Source organism: Ruminococcus sp. (genome assembly GCF_024691275.1).
GTDB lineage: Bacteria > Bacillota > Clostridia > Oscillospirales > Ruminococcaceae > Ruminococcus.
In genome coordinates this window covers 1-23,265 of record NZ_JAILNU010000033.1, presented here as the reverse complement: position 1 = coordinate 23,265, position 23,265 = coordinate 1, and the positions used below count along the sequence as shown (strand labels likewise).

General features: G+C 45.0%; 22 protein-coding genes and 4 tRNA genes. 5 read left to right on the top strand and 21 right to left on the bottom strand.

Annotated elements, in window-relative coordinates; all coding sequences use genetic code 11:
* Nucleotides 1-3: 3 nt before the first annotated feature.
* From K6G33_RS04090 to pyrH, 21 genes are all read right to left on the bottom strand, one after another.
* Nucleotides 4-576, bottom strand: coding sequence for a hypothetical protein (locus tag K6G33_RS04090; RefSeq protein ID WP_296776572.1), 573 nt, complete (start codon nt 574-576; stop codon nt 4-6).
* Nucleotides 566-781, bottom strand: a complete 216-nt coding sequence (locus K6G33_RS04085) for a hypothetical protein (RefSeq protein ID WP_296776569.1) — start codon at nt 779-781, stop codon at nt 566-568. The genes K6G33_RS04090 and K6G33_RS04085 overlap by 11 nt, the downstream gene beginning before the upstream one ends.
* A 1-nt stretch (nt 782) precedes the next feature.
* On the bottom strand, nt 783-1,508 hold the full coding sequence (gene hisA / locus K6G33_RS04080) for a 1-(5-phosphoribosyl)-5-[(5-phosphoribosylamino)methylideneamino]imidazole-4-carboxamide isomerase (protein ID WP_296776566.1): 726 nt from the start codon (nt 1,506-1,508) through the stop codon (nt 783-785).
* Between the two features lie 2 nt (nt 1,509-1,510).
* The gene (locus K6G33_RS04075) at nt 1,511-2,044 is read right to left on the bottom strand and encodes a flavodoxin domain-containing protein (protein WP_296776564.1); all 534 of its coding nucleotides are present in this window, start codon (nt 2,042-2,044) and stop codon (nt 1,511-1,513) included.
* Nucleotides 2,045-2,048: 4 nt separating this feature from the next.
* The gene (locus K6G33_RS04070) at nt 2,049-2,738 is read right to left on the bottom strand and encodes a tyrosine-protein phosphatase (protein ID WP_296776560.1); all 690 of its coding nucleotides are present in this window, start codon (nt 2,736-2,738) and stop codon (nt 2,049-2,051) included.
* The gene (gene hisH, locus K6G33_RS04065) at nt 2,735-3,337 is read right to left on the bottom strand and encodes an imidazole glycerol phosphate synthase subunit HisH (RefSeq protein WP_296776558.1); all 603 of its coding nucleotides are present in this window, start codon (nt 3,335-3,337) and stop codon (nt 2,735-2,737) included. Before hisH ends, K6G33_RS04070 begins: the two co-directional genes overlap by 4 nt.
* Nucleotides 3,337-3,918: an imidazoleglycerol-phosphate dehydratase HisB gene (gene hisB / locus K6G33_RS04060; RefSeq protein ID WP_173449597.1), complete on the bottom strand. Its 582-nt coding sequence runs from the start codon at nt 3,916-3,918 to the stop codon at nt 3,337-3,339. The genes hisH and hisB overlap by 1 nt, the downstream gene beginning before the upstream one ends.
* Before the next feature lie 14 nt (nt 3,919-3,932).
* Entirely contained in the window at nt 3,933-4,991 is a 1,059-nt protein-coding gene (locus tag K6G33_RS04055) for a histidinol-phosphate transaminase (RefSeq protein WP_296776554.1), read from the bottom strand.
* Between the two features lie 60 nt (nt 4,992-5,051).
* A complete protein-coding gene (locus K6G33_RS04050; protein WP_296776551.1) occupies nt 5,052-5,819 on the bottom strand; it encodes a hypothetical protein in 768 nt (255 codons plus the stop codon).
* 4 nt (nt 5,820-5,823) lie between these two features.
* Complete coding sequence (hisD, locus tag K6G33_RS04045) at nt 5,824-7,107, bottom strand: histidinol dehydrogenase (protein ID WP_296776550.1); 1,284 nt, start codon at nt 7,105-7,107, stop codon at nt 5,824-5,826.
* Complete coding sequence (hisG, locus tag K6G33_RS04040) at nt 7,107-7,736, bottom strand: ATP phosphoribosyltransferase (RefSeq protein ID WP_173449593.1); 630 nt, start codon at nt 7,734-7,736, stop codon at nt 7,107-7,109. The genes hisD and hisG overlap by 1 nt, the downstream gene beginning before the upstream one ends.
* A complete protein-coding gene (hisZ, locus tag K6G33_RS04035; protein ID WP_296776547.1) occupies nt 7,733-8,929 on the bottom strand; it encodes an ATP phosphoribosyltransferase regulatory subunit in 1,197 nt (398 codons plus the stop codon). The genes hisG and hisZ overlap by 4 nt, the downstream gene beginning before the upstream one ends.
* A 77-nt stretch (nt 8,930-9,006) precedes the next feature.
* Nucleotides 9,007-13,332, bottom strand: coding sequence for a PolC-type DNA polymerase III (locus K6G33_RS04030; protein WP_296776545.1), 4,326 nt, complete (start codon nt 13,330-13,332; stop codon nt 9,007-9,009).
* Between the two features lie 371 nt (nt 13,333-13,703).
* On the bottom strand, nt 13,704-14,741 hold the full coding sequence (ispG, locus tag K6G33_RS04025; protein ID WP_296776543.1) for a flavodoxin-dependent (E)-4-hydroxy-3-methylbut-2-enyl-diphosphate synthase: 1,038 nt from the start codon (nt 14,739-14,741) through the stop codon (nt 13,704-13,706).
* A 27-nt stretch (nt 14,742-14,768) separates the two neighbouring features.
* The gene (locus K6G33_RS04020) at nt 14,769-15,683 is read right to left on the bottom strand and encodes a ribonuclease Z (RefSeq protein WP_296776541.1); all 915 of its coding nucleotides are present in this window, start codon (nt 15,681-15,683) and stop codon (nt 14,769-14,771) included.
* A 1-nt stretch (nt 15,684) separates the two neighbouring features.
* Complete coding sequence (locus K6G33_RS04015; protein WP_296776539.1) at nt 15,685-16,755, bottom strand: RIP metalloprotease; 1,071 nt, start codon at nt 16,753-16,755, stop codon at nt 15,685-15,687.
* Between the two features lie 28 nt (nt 16,756-16,783).
* Nucleotides 16,784-17,935, bottom strand: a complete 1,152-nt coding sequence (locus K6G33_RS04010; protein ID WP_296776536.1) for a 1-deoxy-D-xylulose-5-phosphate reductoisomerase — start codon at nt 17,933-17,935, stop codon at nt 16,784-16,786.
* Nucleotides 17,936-18,039: 104 nt separating this feature from the next.
* Nucleotides 18,040-18,918 (bottom strand): phosphatidate cytidylyltransferase, encoded by an 879-nt coding sequence (locus tag K6G33_RS04005; RefSeq protein WP_296776534.1) that lies wholly within the window; start codon nt 18,916-18,918, stop codon nt 18,040-18,042.
* Nucleotides 18,918-19,658, bottom strand: coding sequence for a polyprenyl diphosphate synthase (gene uppS / locus K6G33_RS04000; RefSeq protein ID WP_296776532.1), 741 nt, complete (start codon nt 19,656-19,658; stop codon nt 18,918-18,920). The genes K6G33_RS04005 and uppS overlap by 1 nt, the downstream gene beginning before the upstream one ends.
* 10 nt (nt 19,659-19,668) lie before the next feature.
* Entirely contained in the window at nt 19,669-20,223 is a 555-nt protein-coding gene (frr, locus tag K6G33_RS03995) for a ribosome recycling factor (protein ID WP_296776531.1), read from the bottom strand.
* 23 nt (nt 20,224-20,246) lie between these two features.
* The gene (gene pyrH / locus K6G33_RS03990) at nt 20,247-20,957 is read right to left on the bottom strand and encodes a UMP kinase (RefSeq protein WP_296776529.1); all 711 of its coding nucleotides are present in this window, start codon (nt 20,955-20,957) and stop codon (nt 20,247-20,249) included.
* A gap of 284 nt (nt 20,958-21,241) precedes the next feature.
* On the opposite strand from pyrH, the gene K6G33_RS03985 reads away from it, so the two are divergent.
* From K6G33_RS03985 to K6G33_RS03965, 5 genes are all read left to right on the top strand, one after another.
* Nucleotides 21,242-21,330: transfer RNA gene (locus tag K6G33_RS03985), tRNA-Ser, on the top strand.
* A gap of 33 nt (nt 21,331-21,363) precedes the next feature.
* Nucleotides 21,364-21,453 (top strand) — tRNA-Ser (locus K6G33_RS03980).
* A 137-nt stretch (nt 21,454-21,590) separates the two neighbouring features.
* A tRNA-Ser gene (locus K6G33_RS03975) sits at nt 21,591-21,679 on the top strand.
* 34 nt (nt 21,680-21,713) lie between these two features.
* Nucleotides 21,714-21,803 (top strand) — tRNA-Ser (locus K6G33_RS03970).
* A 337-nt stretch (nt 21,804-22,140) separates the two neighbouring features.
* Entirely contained in the window at nt 22,141-23,094 is a 954-nt protein-coding gene (locus K6G33_RS03965; RefSeq protein WP_296776527.1) for a cellulase family glycosylhydrolase, read from the top strand.
* Nucleotides 23,095-23,265 lie beyond the last annotated feature (171 nt).

Below are 23,265 nucleotides of genomic sequence, written 5' to 3'. Positions count from 1 at the left end.
TTTTCACTTCCTTAAATTGTTACTTATTATCAAAATGAACACCATAACAGAAATAAAAACAAGTTCTGCTATGATAATATAGCAGTTTGACTTTTTCAGTCTTACTCTACTGTCTATTGCTATCAATGCTCCTGCTATTATCAATATCGGCAAGACCTGAAATATCCTGATCGGTATGCCGAAGGTGAACATTTTCGTCTGATGTATGACGCAGTGTGCCCATATGGTGTAGAATACCGACCATAAAAGCTTCATTGCGTCAAAAGCCATAAGCAAAGTTTTTCTGACGAAGATATAGTCCTCATCGCAGAGCTTTTTGCTTATACTCTTTACATTTTTTACCGCAATACTTCCGACCGTGAATACTACCGCCAGTACGAAGCCTGCCATAAACGGAAAGAAAGCCAGCCATTTTGAAGTGTAAACATCAAATTCGTTGTCCTCGCCGTAATGTACACCTATCTGTTCTGGGAAATCCTTATACATCATGAGCATATACACAAGATACGCCCCCAACATACCGAATGACAGGATATTAACTGCCGAACTGATAATACGTGCCTTTTTATTTTTCATCGTTTTGTATGTTCATGTTTCTTATTGATCTGATAGTCGAAAATACCAGTACAAGTATCGAAACAAGTCCCACAAGACCTATCACACGTATTGCTTTGTCAGGGATCTCTTTCCCCATTAACTCTGCTGCTATAAATACTGCCGAACATAATGCAACTATGATTATTGAGATGATCCATGATTTCGTTGGTCTGATTTTTTTCATTTCACTTCACCGAATATTCAATAGCTTCTCTGAGATCCAGAGTTCCCTTGTAGATCGACTTTCCGCATATAGTTCCGTAAAGTCCCATTTCCTTGCAGGCAACGATATCGTCCATAGTATGAACACCGCCGCTTGCTACGATATTGGCTCTGCCCTCGGTAGCGTCAGCAAGCTTTTTGAGCTGCTCGCGGTTAACTCCCGAGAGAGTGCCGTCCTTGGAAATATCAGTGAAGATAAAGTACTTTACTCCCGACTCTATCATCTTGTTTGCAAGGTCTATGTAGTGGACATCTGAGCTTTCAAGCCAGCCCTCTGTTGCGACCATTTCATTCATCGCATCTATCCCTACAACTATCTTTTCGCTGCCGAATTTCTCAACTGCTTCGCATACAAGCTTCGGATTTTTAAGAGCTACAGAACCGAGGATAACTCTTGTGATGCCCATATCAAGATATTCCTTTATTGTCTCTATGCTGCGGATACCGCCGCCGAGCTCGACTTTCAGGTTTGTTTTTTCTGCTACATCTGTGTATATCTTTGTGTTGACGGGTCTGCCCTCTTTGGCACCGTCAAGGTCAACCATGTGTATCCACTCTGCTCCTGCTGCTTCAAAGCTCTTTGCAGTTTCAAGATAGTCGGAAGCGACCTTCTCTACAGTGGAAAAATCGCCCTTGAAAAGGCGGACGCAGTTTCCGTCCTTTATATCTATTGCAGGTAAAATTATCATAATTATTCTCCTTTTGATCTGATGAGCTCTATAAGCGGTGCGAGATACTTTTTGTCCGTCCAGTCCATCGTCTTATCCTTTACTTCAAGCATCGGACGATCATATTCCTTTAACTCGGACGGATCTTTCTTTTCAAGCATTTTTATGTACAGCTTCATCATTGCCTTATCAGACAAGTTCAGATCATTCATATCCCACTTTCCCTGATAATAGAAAAGCGGTATGTCTGAAAGCTCGCCGCTGAGGTTCTTATTTTTCAGTATGCCCAGCACCTCTTCGCTAAGCGGTGCCATTCCGCAGCAGTAAACATATATGTTTTTGCCTTTCAGCGCTGATATGTTCTTTTTAAGGAACGCTATCCCTGCTATGGAAGAAGCGTATACACCTCCACCGAGAACGATAGTGTCATATTTTGCGACCTCTTTTATATCAGCTTTTTTTGTGTCTGTTATCTTGAATCCTGTCTCCTGAGAGAGCCATTCCGCATACTTTGCAGAAGCTCCGTATTTTGAACGACAAAGTATTATTCCGCTCATATCTTTACCTCATAAGTTTGTTTCTTATCATATCGGCGTGCTGTGCCGAAAGTCCCATAGCTTCAAAATAGCCATCCACAGTGCCGAAGCGTTCTGTAAAAAGGTCAATAAAGCCATTCATGCTCTTTTCATTCGCAAGGACGATATTCCTGTCCACCTCGGGGTGAGCCTCAAGAAAGGCTGCAAGCCTTTTGTGGTTGTACTCACGGCTTACGACATAATCATTGACTATATCCTCGCGGTATGCTCCGCAAGTCATGAGTATTATTGCGCTTACAACGCCCGTTCTGTCCTTGCCTGCCGTACAATGGAAAAGTACGCCGTTACTGATCTCTGCAATGGTTTTCATCACCTTTGGCATATTCTCAGCCGTTGCAATTTCCATATATGAAAGGGGTACAGCTTCAAGACTTTCGGGAACTCCGCTTCCTTCGGTTATAGGAAAATGTAGATATTCAAAGCCTGCTGTTTCAGAAAGCATATCGGAATTTTTTTCGACTTCCCACTGAGTACGCATATCAATTATAGTAGTGATATGAGCAGAAAGAAGCTTTTCAATATCCTCGGCAACAGGCTGTGAAGGAACATCGCTGCGCCAGTATACGTTATTTCTCGTCATTTTGCCGCTGACAGTTCTGAAGCCGCCAAGCTCGCGGGTATTATAAGAACATGAAAGCAGACTTTTATATGTCATATAAGTCCTCCGAAGCTGCGAAGTATCTTCAGACCTGTTTCACCGCTCTTTTCAGGGTGGAACTGTGCTCCGTAGACGTATTTTCCGTCATAAACAAGTGCAGGAACTCTTCCGCCGTATTCTACATATGCTGCAATATTCTTATCCTCGCAGTGTGCCTTGTACGAGTGTACAAAGTATACATACTCGTTATCACCTACGTTTTTAAGCAGCGGACAGTCGTTAAGCTTTTCCAGCTTGTTCCAGCCCATGTGCGGTATTATAAGATCCGTCTCCTCCATTTTGCGGACGCTGCCGCTGATAAGTCCGAGACCGTCACACTCCTCAAACTCATATCCCTTCTCGAATATGAGCTGCATACCAAGACATATGCCAAGGAAAGGCTTTCTTGCAGCTTCTTCCTTGATCGTGTCAACAAGTCCTGTTGCTTCAAGCTTTTTCATTGCCGCCGGAAATGCTCCTACACCCGGAAGAATAACAGCGTCAGCAGCCCTTACGGACTCCTTGTCGCTGACAAGTCTGCTTTCAAGTCCGAGGTAGTCAAGTGCGTTCTTTACGCTGAATATATTTCCTGCGCCGTAGTCGATTATAGCTATCATCAGAGTACTCCTTTCGTGGAAAGAGTTGAACCGTCAGAATTCTGCGTTACAGCAGTTTTCAGAGCATGAGCGACTGCTTTGTATACAGCCTCTGCCTTATGGTGATCGTTGCTGCCGTAAAGAAGATTTATGTGCAGTGTCATTCCCGAATTAAACGCAAATGCACGGAAAAATTCTTCCGTCATGCAAAGATCGTAACCGCCGCAGCTCTGATTTGTAAAATCACAGTTGAACACAAGGAACGGACGGTTGCTAAGGTCAAGGCTTGCCATAGCTAGTGACTCGTCCATAGGGATATATGCTGTACCGTAGCGGACTATACCCGCTTTTGTGCCAAGTGCCTGTCCCAGTGCCTGTCCCAGTGCTATGCCCGTATCCTCTATGGTATGGTGGCAGTCAACGTGCAAATCACCTGTTACTTTGACATTCATGCTGATACCGCTGTGTACGGAAAGAGCTGTGAGCATATGATCAAAAAATCCGATGCCTGTATCTATCTCAGCTTTTCCCTTTTCGTCGAGTGCTACCGATATGCTTATCTGAGTCTCTTTGGTAACACGTTCAATAGAAGCTGTTCGCATAAACGACCTCCCTGTTACTTACTGTAGTACTTTTCAAGAACTTCCATAAAACGAGCATTCTCCTCTTCGGTTCCTGCTGTTATGCGGATAAAGCCCTTAAACTTTCTTATTGCGATAGAATTTTCTAGCATGAACTTGTATATATTCTCAAATTCATCTGTCTTTATGAGAACGAAATTTGTGCATGGCACGTATACCTTTTCAAAGCATTTGTGCTTCTCGTCAAGAGCTGTTATCGCCTTGTAAAGCTGATTTGTATTCTTTACGATAATGTCGCGGCACTCCCTGAGATACTCCTTCTCACTGAGGATATCAGCAACTATAGTCTGTGCGACCGTATCGTTGTTGTAAGGCGACTTTGCCGCACGGATAGCGTTTGTTATCTTCTTGTTCGCAATTGCAAAACCGCATCTTACTGCTGCAAGTCCGATAGCCTTTGAACAGGTCTTGAGTATGAGCAGATTATCGTAATCGTTTACTTCGTCAAGAAGCGACTGATCCCAGAAATCCATATAAGCTTCATCAAGTATAACAAGTGTATCGCTGAGTGAAGTTATTATCTTTCTTACGGAATCCTTGTCAAGTCCCAGAGAAGTAGGATTGCATGGATTTGAGAAGATAAGTCCCTTTGCACCATTCTCTTTGCAGAAAGCTATAAGCTTGTCAGGATCAATAGAAAGATCCGCTTCCTTCTGATAAGTTGCAACGTTTACCTCGTAGAGCTGAGCATAGAACTCATACATTGAAAAATCATGCGATACATTGACGATAGTATCCCCTGCCTCGAAAAAGCAGCCCTCGATAATGCTTATAAGCTCGTCAGAACCGTTTCCCACACTGATATAGTCCTCGGGGATATTATACAGCTCTGCAAAAGCCTTTGTAGGAGCTTTTGAAAGGCTGTCAGGATAGCGGTTGAAGTCTATCTGCGAAATGCTCTTTGCTATCTTTGCCTTTAAGCTGTCGTTGAGGTTAAAGCAGCTCTCGTTTGCATCAAGTCTGATATCATAGTGACCTGTTATAGGGTCATACGGCACTAAGTTTACCAGCTTTTTATTCAGTTTGTAACTCATATTTTTTCCTTTCCAAAAAAACACCTATAGGGCAGCTGTATTTTGAGCCGCCCCATTGCGTTATCCTAAATGTGTGAATTCTACCATTTTGTCTGTCTTATTTATAATGACTGCACCACTGTGAGGATGATTCCAGTTATGAACAGCCGACACAACATACACCGTTGCATCTTTTTCGTGTCCCGCCCAGTAATCCTGATCGTATGCCACCATAAGTGACTTGTCATCTCCATGTGAAACAGCTGCCTTCGGGCTTATTTCCTTAACCGCTGTTATTCCGCGGTTAAAATCAGTAAGCGGAATGGTGTATATCGCCTGTGCGGAATATTCCTTTTCGTACTGTTCCAGTTGCTTAGCAGAGGTCTTGAAATGAACGCGGAAATGTCCTGTACCCTGCCACATACCCGGAATATACTCTATATAGTAATCGCTTGTATATTCGGGAATTTTATCTGGGAAACATTCTGACTGAATGTTTTGTATAATCTCAACATACCTTCTCTGATGATCGTATCTCCATTGCTTCGCTGAACCAAAACTGCTTGGGAAACTTAGCAAGAAAAGATAGACAACTAAACAGAATAAATTTACAATTATTCCAAGCAGAAGAAACCGCTTTCGTCCTTTGATTATACTTAAAATAAGCAGGAATAACCAAATTGCACCTATAACTGTCAGCATACAATCTGTGCCCACCATTATAAATGAGTAACCAGAAAATACAGTCATCACAAGAAACTGAACGAGAAAAATGACGTCTGCTATCCTGTTATACTTTTTTTTCCTGCGTATCTTTGCATCATCGGGTGCATTCACGCTGTTTTCCATTTTATTATTCAAATCTTACCTTGATAGCATTTGCGTGAGCTGTAAGTCCCTCGCGCTCTGCGATAAGTACAATATCTTCCTTAGCCTGTCTGAGTGCTTCCTCAGTGTAATATGTGTAAGCTGTGCGCTTTGTAAAGCTTGCAACGCCGAGAGGTGAGAAGAAACGAGCTGTACCGCTTGTGGGGAGAACATGGTTAGGACCTGCATAGTAGTCACCGAGAGGCTCAGAAGCATAGTTTCCGAGGAATATCGAACCTGCATTGTCAAGGCTGCCGAGAAGCTCGAACGGGTTCTCCATGAGTACTTCAAGGTGCTCGGGCGCTATCTCGTTAGCAAGCTCTACGCACTTTTCACGGCTGTCAGCAATGATTATTGCGCCGTAATCCTCAAGGGACTTCTCGATTATATTCTTTCTGGAGAGGTACTCCTTCTGGCGGTCTATCTCCTTGATAGTCTCGTCAGCGAGCTTCTCGCTGGTAGTTACCATTATAGCAGAAGCAAGCACATCGTGCTCTGCCTGTGACATAAGATCGGCAGCCGCAAACTTGGGGTTTGCTGTATCGTCAGCAATAACAAGTATCTCACTCGGACCTGCTATCATGTCGATATCAACTATGCCGTAAAGAAGCTTCTTAGCAGTTGCTACGTAGATATTTCCTGGTCCTACTATCTTGTCGCACTTCGGTATCTCCTCTGTACCGTAAGCAAGTGCTGCAATAGCCTGTGCGCCGCCAGAGAGAAACACTCTGTCCACGCCGCAGATAGCTGCTGCAACGAGGATATCCTTGTTTGGTGTACCGTCCTTCAGCGGAGGTGTTACCATTATTATCTCCTCAACGCCTGCGATCTTTGCAGGGATAGCGTTCATGAGAACGCTTGAAGGATATGCAGCTGTACCGCCCGGAACGTAAAGTCCTACTCTGTGCAGTCCGCGTACTCTCTGTCCCATGATAACGCCATTCTTCTTTGGTGATATGAAGCTCTGCTCCACCTGTCTCTGGTGGAAGTCTGCGATATTCTCCTGAGCATTGAGAAGTGCATCAACGAACTCCTGATCTGCTTCTGTAAGAGCGTCATTGATGACCTCGCGCGGAACTTCGTAATACTGCGGTAAATTACCGTCGAATTTAAGAGTATAATCCTTTACAGCCTTATCGCCGTTATTCTTTACATTCTCTATTATCTCGGATACAACTTCAGTGACCTTCTTGTTTGTCTCGCCGCTTCTCTTTTTAAGATCAGCGAGGAATGCCACTTCATCAGTACCGTTTGCAAATATTTTCTTCATCAAAGATTCTCCTCTATAAGTGTGATAAGTCTGTCTATTTCAGCATGTCTCATTTTGAGACTGACAGTGTTTGCGATAAGTCTTGCAGAAATAGGTGCAACGTCCTCAATGACTTCAAGTCCGTTTTCCCTGAGAGTAGTACCTGTCTCAACGATATCCACGATACCGTCGGCAAGCTCCAGAAGCGGTGCAAGCTCTACTGAACCCTCGATCTTGATGATCTCGGTATCCATGCCCTTCTTCTCAAAAAAGCTTCTTGCAACGTTAGGATACTTTGTTGCGATAGTCTTTATGCCGTAGCCGCTGTAGAAGTCGTAACCCTTCTTTGTTGCGAGTGCAAACTTGCACTTTCCGAATCCGAGATCAACAAGCTCGTAGAACTTGCCCTTCATCTCCATGATAGTGTCCTTGCCCACAACGCCCATGTCGCACACACCGTGCTCGACATATGTGATAACGTCGTTTGCCTTTGCAAGAACTACTTCAAGGTTTGCATCGGGTACGGGAAGTATAAGCTTTCTGCCCTTTTCGCGGACTGCTGTGCAGTCAAATCCAAGCTTTTCAAGGAGTCCTACTGTGTCCTTTTCGAGCCTGCCCTTTGTAAGAGCTATTCTGATAGGCTTGTTCATATCATGACCTCCTTGCTTTCTCCGTCAATTACTACTACCTTTGCGATCTTCTTTTCCATCGCATACTCACGGACGCTCTCGATGTCGTCAAACAATGCGTTCTCAACGACAAGTCCCTGCTCACGAAGCTCGCGGGCTGCCTTGATAGCTGCTACCTCGCAGCCTTCCTCGGCGAACACGATAACGTCAGCCTTTGGCTCGGCAGGAAGTACATCGCTCTTTTCCATGAGCTTTGCAACTGCATTGATGTTTACTGCAAAGCCTACAGCAGGAACGTCATAGCCGAACTCTGAGATGAGCCTGTCATAACGTCCGCCTGAAAGGACTTCCTCGCCGTGTCCCTGCAAATAGCCCTTTATGATAAGACCTGTATAGTAGTCTGTCTTGTTGACAAGTCCGAGATCAACAGTTATAGTGCCCTCATCGCCGCAAAGCTCAGAAGCGTCCGTATAGATATCTCTCAGCTCGTCAAGGATACGCTTGATATTCTCATCAGGCATGAGCTCCTCAGCCTTCTCGAATACCTCCTCGCCGCCAAAGAGCGCTGGAAGCTTTTTGAGTGCATTGGTAACAGGAGAATTGCCGAAGCTGTCAAGCAGATCATTGAGCGCAGGGAAATTCTTGTTTTCAATAAGCTTTCTGATATTTTCCTTGTCCTTGTCGGAAGCGTCAAGCTTTCCTACAAGCTCCTTGAAAATGCCGATATGACCGAGTTCGAGTGAAAACTCCATGCCAAAGGAGCTGAGCGAATCAACTGCTGTGGATATTACTTCAAGGTCAGCCATTTTAAGCTGTGAGCCTATAAGCTCGATACCTGCCTGTACTACCTCGTCACTTCTGCCCTTGAGTGAAGGCTCGGTGGTATATACAGCCTGCGCATAGCAAAGCTTTAGAGGAAGAGCTGCATCTCTCAGACGAGTCGCAACTATTCTTGCGATCGGCATTGTTGTATCGGGACGCATTACAAGCAGTCTGCCCTTGCTGTCAGTGAGCTTGTAAAGGTTTTCCTGCGGAAAATAGCGTGAATTAAGGTTGAATACGTCATAGAACTCAAGTCCCGGAGTGATTGTCTCACTGTAGCCGCGGCTCTTGAAAAGCCCCATGAGTGTGTTTTCTATATTTCTTCTGACGATACACTCGCCGAAAAGCAGGTCTTTTGTGCCTTCGGGAGTGATAAGATCATAGTTTTTCATAATTGAACCTCCTCGGTCTAATCACTTTAGTCTGCTAACATGATAATATGATAACATATTACTAAAAGAAAGTCAAGTTAAAAGAACGACATCTGTGTGGATTCGGGCAAATCACCAAATGCACCTATACTTTTCAACAGGTCGATTGTTGTTTTTGACGCACCGCTCTCCTGCTGGAACTCCTCGATTGACATGAATCCGCCCTTCTGAACAGCGTCATATATGCCCTTTGCAGCGTTGTCTCCGACGCCGCTCATAGCAGAGAACGGTATTCTCAGCTTGCCGTCCTCTACAAGGTAATCCGTTGCATGAGACTTGAACAGGTCTATGGGCAGGAACTCGTAGCCTCTTGACATCATCTCGTTTGTGATGAGCAGGATATCATAAAGGGCACTGTCCTTGTTGGTCTTGTCGTTGCCGAGAGCCTTGATCTCCTCGATCTTAGCACGAACAGCTCCGATGCCCTTTATTGCGAGCTCTGCGTCGAAGTCCTCACCGCGGACAGAGAAGTATGTAGCATAGTATTCCAGCGGCATATGCAGCTTGAACCAGCCCAGCTTTATAGCTGCGATAACGTATGCGGCAGCGTGAGCCTTCGGGAACATATACTTGATCTTCAGACAGCTCTCTATATACCATTCGGGTACATTGTGATCCCTAAGCATCTGTATTATCTCAGGGGTGAACTGCTTCGGAGCTTTTCCCTTTCGCGTCCACTCCATTATCTGGAACGCCATTTTCGGCTCTACTCCCTTGTACAGGAGATAGGTCATAATAGAGTCACGAGTACCGATAACGTCAGAAATGGTACATACGCCGTTGTCGATAAGATCCTTCGCGTTGCCCAGCCAAACGTCTGTACCGTGTGAAAGTCCCGAGATCTGCAAAAAGTCGCTGAACTTCGTAGGCTTTGCGTCCAGCAGCATCTGTATGGTAAAGCCCGTACCCATTTCAGGTATACCGAGACTTCCCGTCTTGCAGTAAATGTCCTCGGGAGTTACTCCCAGTACATCGCAGTTTGTACACATACGTATAACATCAGGGTCGGACGTTGGAACGTCCTTTATCTTTATGCCCGTAAGGTCTTCAAGATGCTTGTAAAGAGTCGGAACAACGTGTCCCAGCTCATCAAGTTTAAGAATAGTATCGTGGAGGGAGTTGAACGTGAAATGAGTGGTGATTATCTCAGAATCTGCCGTATCAGCGGGGTGCTGAACGGGGGTGAAGTCATAAACGTCGTAGTCCGACGGCACAACGACCATTCCTCCAGGGTGCTGACCTGTGGTCTTCTTTATGCCCGTACAGCCGATAGCCAGTCGGGTCATTTCAGCGTTGTTAAGTGTTATTCCCTTGTCCTCGCAGTATTTTTTTACGTAACCGTATGCGGTTTTTTCAGCTACAACGGAAATAGTTCCTGCTTTGAAAACGTTTGACTTTCCAAACAGCTTTTCCGTATATCTGTGCGCCCAGAACTGGTATTCATCGGAGAAGTTAAGGTCGATATCAGGCGCTTTATCGCCGTCGAAACCGAGGAAGGTCTCGAATGGGATATCATGTCCGTCGCGGTTCATATCCTTGCCGCAGTCGGGACATTTCTTTGGCGGAAGGTCAAATCCCGAACCGTAAACACCGTCCAGCAGGAACTCGCTGTGCTTGCAGTTAGGGCAGACATAGTGGGGTGGAAGCGGATTAACTTCCGAGATACCTGCCATAGAAGCTACGAAGGACGAGCCGACAGAGCCTCTCGAACCTACAAGATAACCATTGTCAACGGAGTTCCATACAAGCTTCTGGGCAATGATGTAGAGTACTGAGAATCCATGTTTGATAATTGAGGACAGCTCACGGTCAAGACGCTTCTCAACAAGCTCAGGAAGCGGATTGCCGTATATCTCATAAGCCTTGTCATGGGTTATCTTAACGAGCTCCTCCTCTGCACCGTCGATAGTTGGAGTGAATGTGCCCTTCGGGATAGGTCTGACAACTTCTATCTGATCGGCGATATCATTGGTATTCTTTATAACGACCTCCCGAGCCTTGTCCTCGCCGAGATACTCGAATTCCGCTAACATCTCCTCTGTAGTCCTCAGATAAAGCGGAGCCTGCTCCTCAGAGTCCTTGAAGCCCATGCTTGCAAGGATGATCTTACGGTAAATCGCATCCTTGGGATCTATAAAATGCACGTCACAGGTAGCACAAGTCGGTATTCCGAGCCTGTCGCCGAGAGCCACTACTTCACGGTTGAAATCACGCAGTTCCTCATCGTCTCTTGCAACTCCGTCCCGCACCATGAATTCGTTATTCCCTATAGGCTGTATCTCAAGATAGTCGAAGAACTTCGCAAGATTGTCGATATAATCCTGATCTCGGATATCAAGGATAGCCTGAAAAAGTTCTCCTGCTTCACAGGCGCTTCCGTAGATAAGTCCCTCACGGTGCTCGATAAGTTTCGACTTCGGGATAAGCGGTCGCTTGTAGAAGTATTCAAGGTTGCTGAGCGATACAAGCCTGTAGAGATTTTTAAGTCCTGCCTGATTGCGGACAAGTATGATAAAATGGTAACTTTTCAGTTTCTTTGTCTTGATCTCATCAACGAGGATATTCAGCTGCTGTATAGTCTTGAATCCTCTATCGCTTTTTAGTCTGCCGATAAGCTCTATGTATATCTTCGCAAGCATCAGCGCGTCATCTGATGCGCGGTGGTGGTCGAACTTTCCGAGTTTGAGCTGCTTTGCAACAAGGTTGAGCTTATGCCTTCCCATTTCGGGAAGCATGGACTGGCACATTACAAGTGTATCTATCCATGTGTACCTGAAGTCGATGTTGTTTCGCTTGCAGACCTGATTGATCATGTTTGTGTCGTAACGTGCGTTATGAGCTACGAGTACTGGCTTGTCACCGCAGAACTCCATGAACATACGAAGCGCTTCTGCCTCATCGGGAGCATTTTCAACGTCTGCATCACTTATGCCTGTAAGCTCTGTTATCTTCTCTGGGATATGGAATCCGGGGTTGACTTTGGTGTTGAAGTCATCAACTACCTGCATATTTCTGAGCTTGACAGCTCCTATCTCGGTAAGTCGATCGTTGCGGAAACTCAGACCTGTTGTCTCAACGTCGAAAACAATTATCTCTTCATCGTAGGAACGGTCATCGTCGCCGTAGACTACCATATCACGCTCAATATCATTTACAACATATGCCTCCATGCCGTATATGACCTTGAAGTTCTTAGGCATATTATACATACAATCAGGGAAAGCCTGTACGTTTCCGTGATCGGTTATTGCCATTGCCTGATGTCCCCAACTTGCCGCTCTGTTAATGAGAGTTACAGGATCGGTAACAGCGTCCATTGCCGACATATTACTATGGCAGTGGAGCTCAACACGCTTTTCGGGATAGTTGTCCATTTTCGGTATGCGCTTGACCTTGATAAGAGAATTTGCAGATATAACGATGTCACGGGCATAGGAATCATAGTCCAGCTTCCCCGAAACAAGAAGCGTAGCTCCGCTTTTTATGGAGCCAAGCTTCATTTCCTCGACTTCCTCGTTCTTCGCAAATATCTTTATTTTGAGTGAGCCGCTGTAGTCTGTGATATCGTATGTGACAACTGTTTTCTCGTTGCGGACTTCCTTCAGCTCGCTTGCAAAAACATCTCCCACTACGACAACTTTTTCGCCAAGATGCTGAACTGCTTCACATATGGGTATGGGCTTCTCTCGAATAGCTCTGCCCTTGACTATCTCCGCGGATTCCGCATCAAAATCCTTATCCAGTGCTGTTACATCAAGCGTGGTCGTAGGTATTACCGACTTCATTTCCTCTGCCTTTATCTCGTCAGGAGTCTTGGCGGGAATGAGCTGACTGCTGTAGTCGGGCATATCAGCTTCGAGACGCTCTATCATCTCATCGAACTGCTGCTCACTGACGTTGCTCTCGCCGTCAAGGAGCACCTTCACGCGGACACCGAACTGATTATATATCAGCCTCGAAAAGTATATGCAGAAATTGTATCTGTCAAGTATCTCCCTACCGCCGTGAACTATCTTTATGCGAAGCTCCCCGTTTCCGAGTGTGACCTCAGCATCGTCAAGGAAGCCGTTGACTACGGGAATATCACGCTTTAAAAGCTTCAAAAGCTCGCCGTAGCAGTCCATGCCGAATTTTTCAGACGGATAACGTGGTGCAAGTCTCACCTGCTCTACCTTTATGGCTGTCTCGACTGATTTTTCAAAGGCAAAGATATCATCACTGGGAACAAGCTCATCAAAATGAACATGAAAACGGATATTCTCAAGATTTTCTGTATATGTCAGCTTGAATATCTCTCCGCCGAGAATGCTCTCGGGCAGCTCGGTGGTAAAATCTTTGAGAAATTCGGATATTTTTATCTGCATTGATCAACGTCCTTTTTAAAATTCATCACTGACAGATATGATCTGCCGCTAATTATTTCTTGGTCATCAGTTTTTTAAAACTCGCAGCAATTATATTCACTACAGCAATTCCAATGACTAATATAAAAACCTCAGTCGTATATCTAAGGAATTTATTACCGATAAGCTCTTCAAGTCCTATGATATCTGTTACAATAAATCCTAAAGGCATACCCAAAAACGATAATATATACTCTGTCCAGTCAATCTTATGCGGCTTTTTTTCTCGTCCTTAAAGGTATCATTTATAAGCTTTTGATCGTAGTACTCTTTTTCGTTTTCCTTTGTGTATTTCATTGCTTTATCTCATTAAAAGTATATTGATAAGCTTATCAGAGTTTTTCTATCTCAGCAAGAAGCTCGGGCACTATCGCATCTTCACTTATCTTGCGCTGAGTGCCGTCCTTTTTGAAAATTATAGCACAGCCGTCACCGCCTGCGATCCCTACATCAGCCTCTCTTGCTTCTCCCGGACCGTTTACGATACAGCCCATAACTGCAACTGTGATATCCTTGTCCATGTCCTTGACAGCTTCTTCCACCATTTTTGCTGCCTTAACAAGATCGATACGTGTTCTGCCGCAGGTAGGACATGAAACTATCCTTACTCCTCCGCGCTTGCCGATGCTTTTGAGGATATCCTTTGCAGCTGCTATCTCACGGACAGGATCATCGGTAAGAGATACACGTATGGTCTCGCCGATGCCGTCACACAGAAGCGAACCTATTCCGATAGACGACTTGATAAGTCCCATGCGCTCCGTTCCTGCTTCGGTAACTCCGAGATGAAGCGGATAATTACACTTTTCAGCCGCAAGTCTGTATGAAGCTATCATCTTGTTTACGTCGGACGACTTGATCGAGATAACTATATCGTTAAAGTCAAAATGCTCAAGCATAGCTGCATGAGTCATTGCACTCTCCACAAGTGCTTCGGGAGTCGGAGAACCGTACTTCGCAAGTATCTCCTTTTCAAGAGAGCCCGAATTCACACCGATACGAATAGGGATATTCCTTTCTCTGCAAGCGTCCACGACTGCCTTTACTCTGTCCATGCCACCGATATTACCGGGATTTATGCGTATCTTGTCAACTCCTGCTGCAGCGGATTCCAGTGCCAGCTTATAGTCAAAGTGGATATCAGCAACCAGCGGTATCTTTACTGCCTCCTTGATCGCAGGTATAAGCCTTACAGCTTCCATGTTCGGAATAGCTGCACGGATTATCTCACAGCCTGCCTTTTCAAGCTCCGCAGCCTGCTTTACACTGCCCTCGATATCGTCCGAACGGGCATTTAACATCGACTGTATGTATATATGTTTTCCGTCGAGGACACAGTTCCCTACCTTTACGGGTCTGACATTTCTCATGATTATCCTCCTATCATTTCATGTATATCAAAGTGAGAGCTTTCTTCCGTCTTCGGTTATGACGGTCTCGGGAAATATCGCTCTCAGTTCATCTTCATAAACAGAAGGGGCTTTTTCGGCAGGACTGTAGTGCGTGAGCCAGAGCTGCCTTGCTCCCGCTCTTTTTGCAATATCACAGGCATCCTGCATAAGCATATGATGCTTTTCGTTCATCGACTCCTTCTTTTCAAACTTTCCGTACATTCCCTCGCATATGAAAAGATCCGATTTTTCTGCAAATGCAGCTATATCATCTACAGGAAGTGTATCTGTCGTATATGTTATTTTTATGGGAGAGCGCTTTTCTCCCGTTACGTCTTCGGGAACGATCTTCCTGCCGTCAGCGAGTACAACTGCTTCGCCGCTGTGCAGCTTTTTCCAATGCTCCACGGGCACTCCCAGCTCCTTAGCCTTTGCGGGATCAAAAACAGCACGGCGTTCCAGACACAGGCTGTATCCTACGCAGCTCACTCTGTGAGAAAGCGGCAAAGTCTTTATTCTCAGCATAGGATCTATCATATCAGCCGCAAACTCAAAGGGCTTATCCTCGGGAAGTCCGTGAAAACGCACCTCATAAGGAAGTCCTCCGCAGACGCTGAGCAGTGCCCTCAGTATGGGCAGGCTGCTCTCCGGAGCTGCTATATCAAGCGGCTGAGTACGCGAGCTGTTGCCTATGGAGAGCAGCAGCCCGGGAAGTCCCGTAACATGGTCGGCATGGCAATGAGTAATGAGTATCAGCTCTATCTTGCTCATTTTCAGACCGTGCTTTGCGACAGCTACCTGTGTGCCTTCGCCGCAGTCGATAAGAACGGTTTTACCGTTATACTCAGCATACAAGCTCGTAAGGAAGCGGTCTTTCAGCGGAAGCATACCGCCTGTTCCAAGCAAACATACCTCAGGCATATCAACCTCCGCTTATAAGTCGTACAATGTCGTTGTATGTTGCAAATATCATTATGCCGAAGAGAAGTGCCATTCCAGCAAGATGAACATAGCCCTCATGCTCGGGCTTGACAGGTTTGCGGCGTACAAGCTCGATAAAGCAGAAAAGAAGTCTTCCGCCGTCAAGTCCAGGGATAGGAAGTAAATTGAATATGCCGACATTTATGGTGATGAGTGCCGTCATATACAGGAAATTGTAGATTATCTCAGACAGCGATTCCGTATCCTCTGTTGATTCGCTTATAGCGGTAACAACTCCCACAGGACCTGATACATTTTCCTTTTCAAGCTTGCCTGAAAACATCTGTTTCAGCGATAACCCGATTATATGGGTCATGGACATGAAGGTCTCGCCTGACGTTTGCAGTATAGTCAGTGGATTCTTGCTTCTTGCTGTAAGATAAAAGTCATACGGATCGTTACCGTTCTCATTGCTGTTATTATTGAAAACAACATTTTCAAGCGTTACCTTTTCTCCGTCACGCTCTACAAGAACGGTATAGCTCTTGTTTTTATTTGCATCATGAAGAGCATAGTTGATATCAATGATACTGTATATCCTTGTACCGCCGATCTCGATGAGCTTATCGCCCTTGCGCAGTCCTGTTTCATAACTCTCTGCACAGTATTCTGCAACTGTACCGTTGGCATCGGTCTTTACAAATTCGCTTATGACCATTGAACCGATATTCCTCATCATGCATACCCATATAACAATAGCTATGAATCCGAGAATAAAGTTCATCATCGCACCTGCGGCAAGGACTATCATTCTCTTCCACAGCTTTGCATTGCGGAAGCTGTGAGGATCGCTGTTGGTGGAGTCTTCTCCCTCCATAGCGCAGTAGCCTCCCAAAGGAAGAATCCTGAGAGAATACTTTGTCTCGCCTTTTGTTTTTTGCAGAAGCTTTGGTCCCATACCTACCGAGAACTCAAGCACACGTATCCCGCTGAGCTTGGCACATACGAAATGTCCGAACTCATGGGCTGTGACTATAAGGCCGAAGATAAGGATAGCTATAACAATACCCATATGATCTTATCCTTTCATTTTCAAGAAATTATTTTGTGGAAATGTGTTCCCTGACATATGCTCTTGCAGCCTTGTCTGCTGCCATTACATCTTCATAGCTTTTTATCTCAGAGGACGGGAACTTATCAAGTACAGACGATACTGTCTCGCCTATCTCTATGAACTGTATCTCGTCATTCAGGAAAGCACGTACTGCTTCTTCGTTTGCTGAATTTACCAGACAAGGATATGCTCCGCCACGTTTTATGGCTTCTATTGCTGCGGATAAACACTTGAATGTTTTGTAATCGGGCTTTTCAAAGGTGAGCTTTCCGTAATCCGTAAGGGATAGTCTGCCTGTCGGACAGCTCACTCGGTTCGGATACAGCAGAGCATACTGTATCGGGATCTTCATGTCAGGTACTCCCATTTGCGCAATGACAGAGTAATCGTTATACTCAACCGCCGAATGAACTACGCTCTGACGATGCACCACGATCTCAATCTGCTCGGGAGTAAGGTCAAAGAGCCATTTTGCCTCGATGAATTCAAGTCCCTTGTTCATAAGCGTTGCAGAGTCGATAGTGATCTTGCTGCCCATATCCCAATTGGGGTGACGAAGAGCCTGAGCCTTGGTGACAGTTCTCAGCTCGTCATAGCTCCTGCCGAAAAACGGTCCGCCCGAGGCTGTAAGGATTATCTTACTGAGCTGCTCGCGCTTGTTTCCCTGCAAGCACTGGAAAATAGCTGAATGTTCGCTGTCAACAGGGTATATCTTCACGCCCTTTTTCGCAGCCGCCTCCATTACGAGCTCGCCGCCTGCAACAAGGGTCTCCTTATTTGCGAGGGCAATATCCTTTCCTGCTTCTATAGCCGTAAGTGTCGGCAGAAGTCCAACCATACCCACAACGGAATTGAGGACGATATCGGCTTCTTCAAGTGATGCAAGCCTGCAAAGTCCTTCCATTCCGCACAAAAGCTCAACATCCAGGTCAGCGATACGACTTTTGAGTTCGCCGTACTTTTCTTCGTTATAAATGCAGGCATATGCAGGTCTGAATTTTCTTATCTGCTGCTCAAGAGCATCTATGCTGCTATGAGCGGCAAGTGCCACAACTTTAAGTCCGTGCTTTTCACACACCTCAAGTGACTGGGTTCCGATAGAACCCGTTGAACCAAGTATCGACACTGTTTTATTCATTATATTTTCCCCTTTTCATGGAAATTACTTTCTTTTGATATTATATCAAAAGTTCTTTATAAAATGCGAAATGGACTATCCGTGAATAGTCCGTTCCTGCAATATCATTGTACACCAAATACCTTGATGAATACATAAAATGTAGGCAGCACAAAAAGAACGCTGTCAAAGCGATCCATAAGTCCGCCGTGTCCGGGCATTATCTTGCCGTAGTCCTTGAAGCCTATCTGACGCTTTACCATTGATGCGGAAAGGTCGCCCACAGTACCTATTACTGCGCATACAGCTCCCGTAATGAACGCAACAGCAGCTCTTTTGCCTGTAAAGCCGTAGTAGCATGAAAATGCAACTGTATAAACGATCGCTGTTGTGAGGATTCCACCCACAAGACCCTCGATAGTCTTCTTAGGGCTTATCTCAGGGCAGAGCTTATGCTTTCCGAGAGCAACACCCGAAAAGTATGCTCCTGTATCAGCAATCCATGCACCGCAGAGTCCCATAACGAGGAGAAACAGTCCGCTTTCGGGGTCATAGCACTCCATACGCACCATAGTTGTCATTGACTGCGGTACAAGTATCATAACGGCAAGTACAAAGAACACCTGCTCATAGCGTATCTCTTTGTGATTTCTGAGCCATGTGATAAACACAACAAAAGCGCACAGAAGCACTGCTCCGAACGCATATAAATTATAATCGTGAGCATAACGCCATGCGCAGAACTCATAATGCGGAGGAACAACAGGTCCGTCTACTGTAAGCTTGGTCATGATGCCGTACATTACAGGCACAGCTATTCCGCAAGCCTCGGCTGCAATAAGTATGGGCAGACACTTGTGGAGCTTTACTGCTCGGAGAAGCTCAAAGAGCATAACTGCGATTATGAATGCGACTGCGATGGGCAGTACTATAGTATCATGAAAGAAGAGTACGGCAGCAAGTAATACAGCTCCCACAGCGCCCGAAATAATACGTGTTAGCATCACACACCTCCGAAACGGCGGTGTCTGTTGCTAAATTCGATAAGAGCCTTGTCAAGTTCATCAGGAGTAAAATCAGGCCACAGCACATCTGTAAAATAGTATTCTGCATAGGCACACTGCCATATTAAATAGTTAGATAATCTGTACTCGCCGCTGGGACGTATAACAAGATCAACGTCGGGGATACCCTTAGTGTAAAGCTCATTCGCTATAGACTGTTCATTGATATCCTCAGGGCGTATCTCGCCGTTTACAGCCTTCTGCGCAAGTATTCTCGCTGCATGGGCAAGCTCATTGCGTCCGCCGTAGTTTACTGCCATCATGAGAGTCATCTCGTCATATTTGGCAGTATCTTCCTCAAGCTTTCTCATCTTCTCCTGAAGATCTTCATCAAATGCGCTTTTGTCGCCGAGGAATACCATGCGGGTATTCTCGCTGAGGAAGTTTCTTACATCAACGATATAATCACGGAAAAGCTCCATGATAGTGTTTACCTCATCGGCAGGACGCTGCCAGTTCTCAGTTGAAAAAGCATAGAAGCTGATATTCTTCAGTCCGATGTCCTTACAGTAGCGGACTATCTTCTTGAAGTTCTTTGCGCCCTCACGATGACCGAAGGAACGGGGCAGACCGCGCTTTTTTGCCCATCTGCCGTTTCCGTCCATTATAAAGCCTACGTGCTCGGGAAGCTTCTCGGGCAGCGTAAGCTCAGTTTTATCCTTTTTTCCGAAAAATGCCATATTTCTCCAATCAAACAGTCATGATCTCTTTTTCCTTGTCTGCTACCATCTTATCAACGTCAGCACACATCTTGTCTGTGAGATCCTGTACCTTCTTCTCGCAATCCTTGAGATCATCCTCTGTGATCTCGGAGTTCTTCTTCATTGCCTTGTACTTTTCCATAGTATCACGTCTGACAGAACGTACAGTTACCTTGCACTCTTCACCATACTTTCTGATATTCTTGCAGAGCTCCTTACGGCGATCCTCTGTGAGCTGAGGGAATGCAAGACGGATAACATTACCGTCGTTTACAGGCTGGATGCCGATATCAGATGCCTGAATAGCCTTCTCGATGAGCTTGAGTGTTGACTTGTCCCATGGCTGGATAACAAGTATTCTTGCTTCTGATACAGAGATAGCTGCCATCTGGTTAACAGGAGTTGCTGCTCCGTAGTAATCTACCATGATCTTGTCGAGTACGCCCGGATTTGCTCTTCCTGCACGTATAGAAGCAAATTCGTTGCTGAGTGCGTTAAGGCTCTTGTTCATTTTTTCCTTTGCAATGTTCATCTGTTCTTTCATAGTATTACATTCCTTTCGGTTAATTAGTCTTCGGATACGACTGTTCCGATATTTTCACCCATAATTGCATCATAGATATTATCAGGTCTGCTGAGATCGAATACAAGCATCTTCATATGATTGTCACGGCACATTGCAGCAGCTGTGCTGTCCATTACGCCGAGATCTTCGCCGATGACCTTTGAGAATGTAAGAGTATCATACTTCTTTGCGTCATCATACTTATGAGGATCCTTGTCATATACTCCGTCAACAAGTGTTGCCTTGAGGAGAATATCAGCATCTATCTCAACTGAACGAAGTGCTGCGGCAGTATCTGTCGAGAAGAAGGGGTTTCCTGTTCCGCAGCCGAATATAACGATCCTGCCCTTATCAAGATGCCTTACAGCTCTGTTGCGGATATATGGCTCTGCGATAGCTGACATCTGAAGAGCTGTCTGTACTCTTACAGTGCAGCCAAGAGACTCAAGAACATCTGCAAGTGCAAGTGCATTCATTGTTGTTGCAAGCATACCTATATGATCTGCGCGTGTTCTGTCCATAGCTCCGCTGGAACGGCCTCTCCAGAAGTTACCGCCGCCTACAACTACACCTACCTGTGTGCCCGCATCTGCACACTTCTTAATGCTTTTGCAGATATCAGTTACTACATCATAGTTAAGACCAGTCTTATTTTCGCCTGCGAGAGCTTCTCCGCTGACCTTTAATAATATTCTTTTATACTTTGGTTCCATATAGCACCTCACAAAAATTTATCTACAGTCTATTTTACACTAATTTCAAGAATATGTAAAGTATATTTTTTCAAAATTATCATTTTTTCCGAAAAATTTACAAGTTTTTACATCTTTAATGCATTATTATGGGCTATTGACTGAAGTTATATATCAAATATACATCTTGCACAAAAATGTTGAAATTTTATTATTACCGCTTTTCTAAATTTTTTATTGACAAATATGCATTACCGTGATATAATATAAAAGCTGAATTGAGCAGCACAAAATAATACAAAAGTGGAGAGGTATCGAAGCGGTCATAACGAGGCGGTCTTGAAAACCGTTTGACTTAACGGTCACGTGGGTTCGAATCCCACCCTCTCCGCCAATTATTTATCGTCGGACTTTCGTTCGTCGGTTTGCGGATTTACCCAAGTGGTGAAGGGGCTCCCCTGCTAAGGGAGTAGGTCGGGAAACCGGCGCGAGAGTTCAAATCTCTCAATCCGCGCCAGACTCGCAGGAATTTTTCTGCGAGTTTTTATTTTCACAAAAATTTTTATAGAATTTTTTTCAATTTTTACTTGACAACTGCCGCTCATTGTGATATAATATAATGGCTGAATCAAACAGCACTAAAAAATGTAAAATGGAGAGGTATCGAAGCGGTCATAACGAGGCGGTCTTGAAAACCGTTTGACTTAACGGTCACGTGGGTTCGAATCCCACCCTCTCCGCCAATTTTTTTATCGTCGGACTTTCGTTCGTCGGTTTGCGGATTTACCCAAGTGGTGAAGGGGCTCCCCTGCTAAGGGAGTAGGTCGGGAAACCGGCGCGAGAGTTCAAATCTCTCAATCCGCGCCAGACTCGCAGATATTTTCTGCGAGTTTTTTTATTTCATTCTTCAGCAGCATTCCCAAACTGCTATCACCTCTTTGGGGCTGCTGTTTCTGTTTTCTGCATTCGTAAGGTTACTGCTGATATGAGGGGTAAAGCATCATCGACCTCATCTTAACAAGCTCAAACGTTATCGCTTCATATGATCCCGATTACGTTTGGCATTATATTAAATGCTTTATTGTCATTTGTAGACATATTTGATAATTTTTTGTTTATACATCATGTATTTACTATTATTTACATAAAACAAGTATATCACTATAACTTAATGTGCTATAATATCACCATAGGAGGCGATAATATGAAAAAAATAAACGGCTTCATCAAGGGGATCAATCTTGGCGGCTGGCTTTCGCAATGTAATTACGAAAAAGAGCACCTCGATTCTTTCATTCAGGAAAAAGATTTCAGTATCATCTCAAAATGGGGCGTGGATCACGTTCGTATCCCATTTGATTATAATATCATCGAAAATCAGGACGGAACCTTCTCAGAGGAGGGCTTCGCTTATATCGACAGCGCTTTGAGGTTCTGCGAAAAATATGGTCTAAATACTATCCTTGACCTCCATAAAACCGCAGGCTTCTCTTTTGACTACTTTGCCGAAAACGAAAGCGGTTTCTTTGACAGTGCCGAATTGCAGGAACGCTTCTACCGCCTTTGGGAAGAAGTTGCCCGCCGCTATGGCTCTCTGACACCAAGAGTCGCTTTCGAGCTCCTCAACGAGGTCACAGATGCTTCTTTCATTGACGCATGGAACAGGATCGCAGGAGAATGTATCCGCAGGATACGTGCTATAGCTCCGAATATTCTTATTCTTGTCGGCAGCTACCACAATAACAGTGCCGATACTCTGCAGTTCCTCGATCCTCCTTACGATGAAAATGTTATATACAATATGCACTGCTACGAGCCTTTGAAATTCACTCATCAGGGCGCATACTGGACTACTGCCATTGACCCGGAAGAACGTATCCCCTTTGAGGACAGTGTAACTTCTCAAAAGTATTTCGAGGAGCTTTTCTCTACAGCTATCGCTAAGGCTGAAAAGCACGGAACCGGTCTTTACTGCGGCGAATACGGCTGCATAGACGTTGTTTCTCCCGAGGATACCGTTAAATGGTACAGAACTATCAACTCCGTTTTTGAAAAATACGGCATCGGCAGAGCTGCGTGGAGCTACAAAGCTATGGATTTCGGTCTTTCAGATAATCGCCTTGACGGCGTTCGCGATGAACTCATCAAACTACTGTAAACAAATATCCCCTTTGCTTATAGCAAAGGGGATATCAGCCTGTCCACAAAGCCCCTCTGCGAGCAACGCAGAGGGGCTAATTACACAGAATATCAGGCAAAAACAAGATCAGAACACAAAAATGGGATATATACAGTATAAAACAACGAAGGCTGACGATCCTTTCTGAGG

Bases quoted from the DNA above. Each gene is read 5' to 3' on its own strand.
- K6G33_RS04090 (WP_296776572.1), bottom strand. From the start codon at position 576: ATGAAAAATAAAAAGGCACGTATTATCAGTTCGGCAGTTAATATCCTG.
- K6G33_RS04085 (WP_296776569.1), bottom strand. From the start codon at position 781: ATGAAAAAAATCAGACCAACGAAATCATGGATCATCTCAATAATCATA.
- hisA (WP_296776566.1), bottom strand. From the start codon at position 1,508: ATGATAATTTTACCTGCAATAGATATAAAGGACGGAAACTGCGTCCGC.
- K6G33_RS04075 (WP_296776564.1), bottom strand. From the start codon at position 2,044: ATGAGCGGAATAATACTTTGTCGTTCAAAATACGGAGCTTCTGCAAAG.
- K6G33_RS04070 (WP_296776560.1), bottom strand. From the start codon at position 2,738: ATGACATATAAAAGTCTGCTTTCATGTTCTTATAATACCCGCGAGCTT.
- hisH (WP_296776558.1), bottom strand. From the start codon at position 3,337: ATGATAGCTATAATCGACTACGGCGCAGGAAATATATTCAGCGTAAAG.
- hisB (WP_173449597.1), bottom strand. From the start codon at position 3,918: ATGCGAACAGCTTCTATTGAACGTGTTACCAAAGAGACTCAGATAAGC.
- K6G33_RS04055 (WP_296776554.1), bottom strand. From the start codon at position 4,991: ATGAGTTACAAACTGAATAAAAAGCTGGTAAACTTAGTGCCGTATGAC.
- K6G33_RS04050 (WP_296776551.1), bottom strand. From the start codon at position 5,819: ATGGAAAACAGCGTGAATGCACCCGATGATGCAAAGATACGCAGGAAA.
- hisD (WP_296776550.1), bottom strand. From the start codon at position 7,107: ATGAAGAAAATATTTGCAAACGGTACTGATGAAGTGGCATTCCTCGCT.
- hisG (WP_173449593.1), bottom strand. From the start codon at position 7,736: ATGAACAAGCCTATCAGAATAGCTCTTACAAAGGGCAGGCTCGAAAAG.
- hisZ (WP_296776547.1), bottom strand. From the start codon at position 8,929: ATGAAAAACTATGATCTTATCACTCCCGAAGGCACAAAAGACCTGCTT.
- K6G33_RS04030 (WP_296776545.1), bottom strand. From the start codon at position 13,332: ATGCAGATAAAAATATCCGAATTTCTCAAAGATTTTACCACCGAGCTG.
- ispG (WP_296776543.1), bottom strand. From the start codon at position 14,741: ATGAGAAATGTCAGACCCGTAAAGGTAGGGAACTGTGTCCTCGACGGA.
- K6G33_RS04020 (WP_296776541.1), bottom strand. From the start codon at position 15,683: ATGCCTGAGGTATGTTTGCTTGGAACAGGCGGTATGCTTCCGCTGAAA.
- K6G33_RS04015 (WP_296776539.1), bottom strand. From the start codon at position 16,755: ATGGGTATTGTTATAGCTATCCTTATCTTCGGCCTTATAGTCACAGCC.
- K6G33_RS04010 (WP_296776536.1), bottom strand. From the start codon at position 17,935: ATGAATAAAACAGTGTCGATACTTGGTTCAACGGGTTCTATCGGAACC.
- K6G33_RS04005 (WP_296776534.1), bottom strand. From the start codon at position 18,918: ATGCTAACACGTATTATTTCGGGCGCTGTGGGAGCTGTATTACTTGCT.
- uppS (WP_296776532.1), bottom strand. From the start codon at position 19,658: ATGGCATTTTTCGGAAAAAAGGATAAAACTGAGCTTACGCTGCCCGAG.
- frr (WP_296776531.1), bottom strand. From the start codon at position 20,223: ATGAAAGAACAGATGAACATTGCAAAGGAAAAAATGAACAAGAGCCTT.
- pyrH (WP_296776529.1), bottom strand. From the start codon at position 20,957: ATGGAACCAAAGTATAAAAGAATATTATTAAAGGTCAGCGGAGAAGCT.
- K6G33_RS03965 (WP_296776527.1), top strand. From the start codon at position 22,141: ATGAAAAAAATAAACGGCTTCATCAAGGGGATCAATCTTGGCGGCTGG.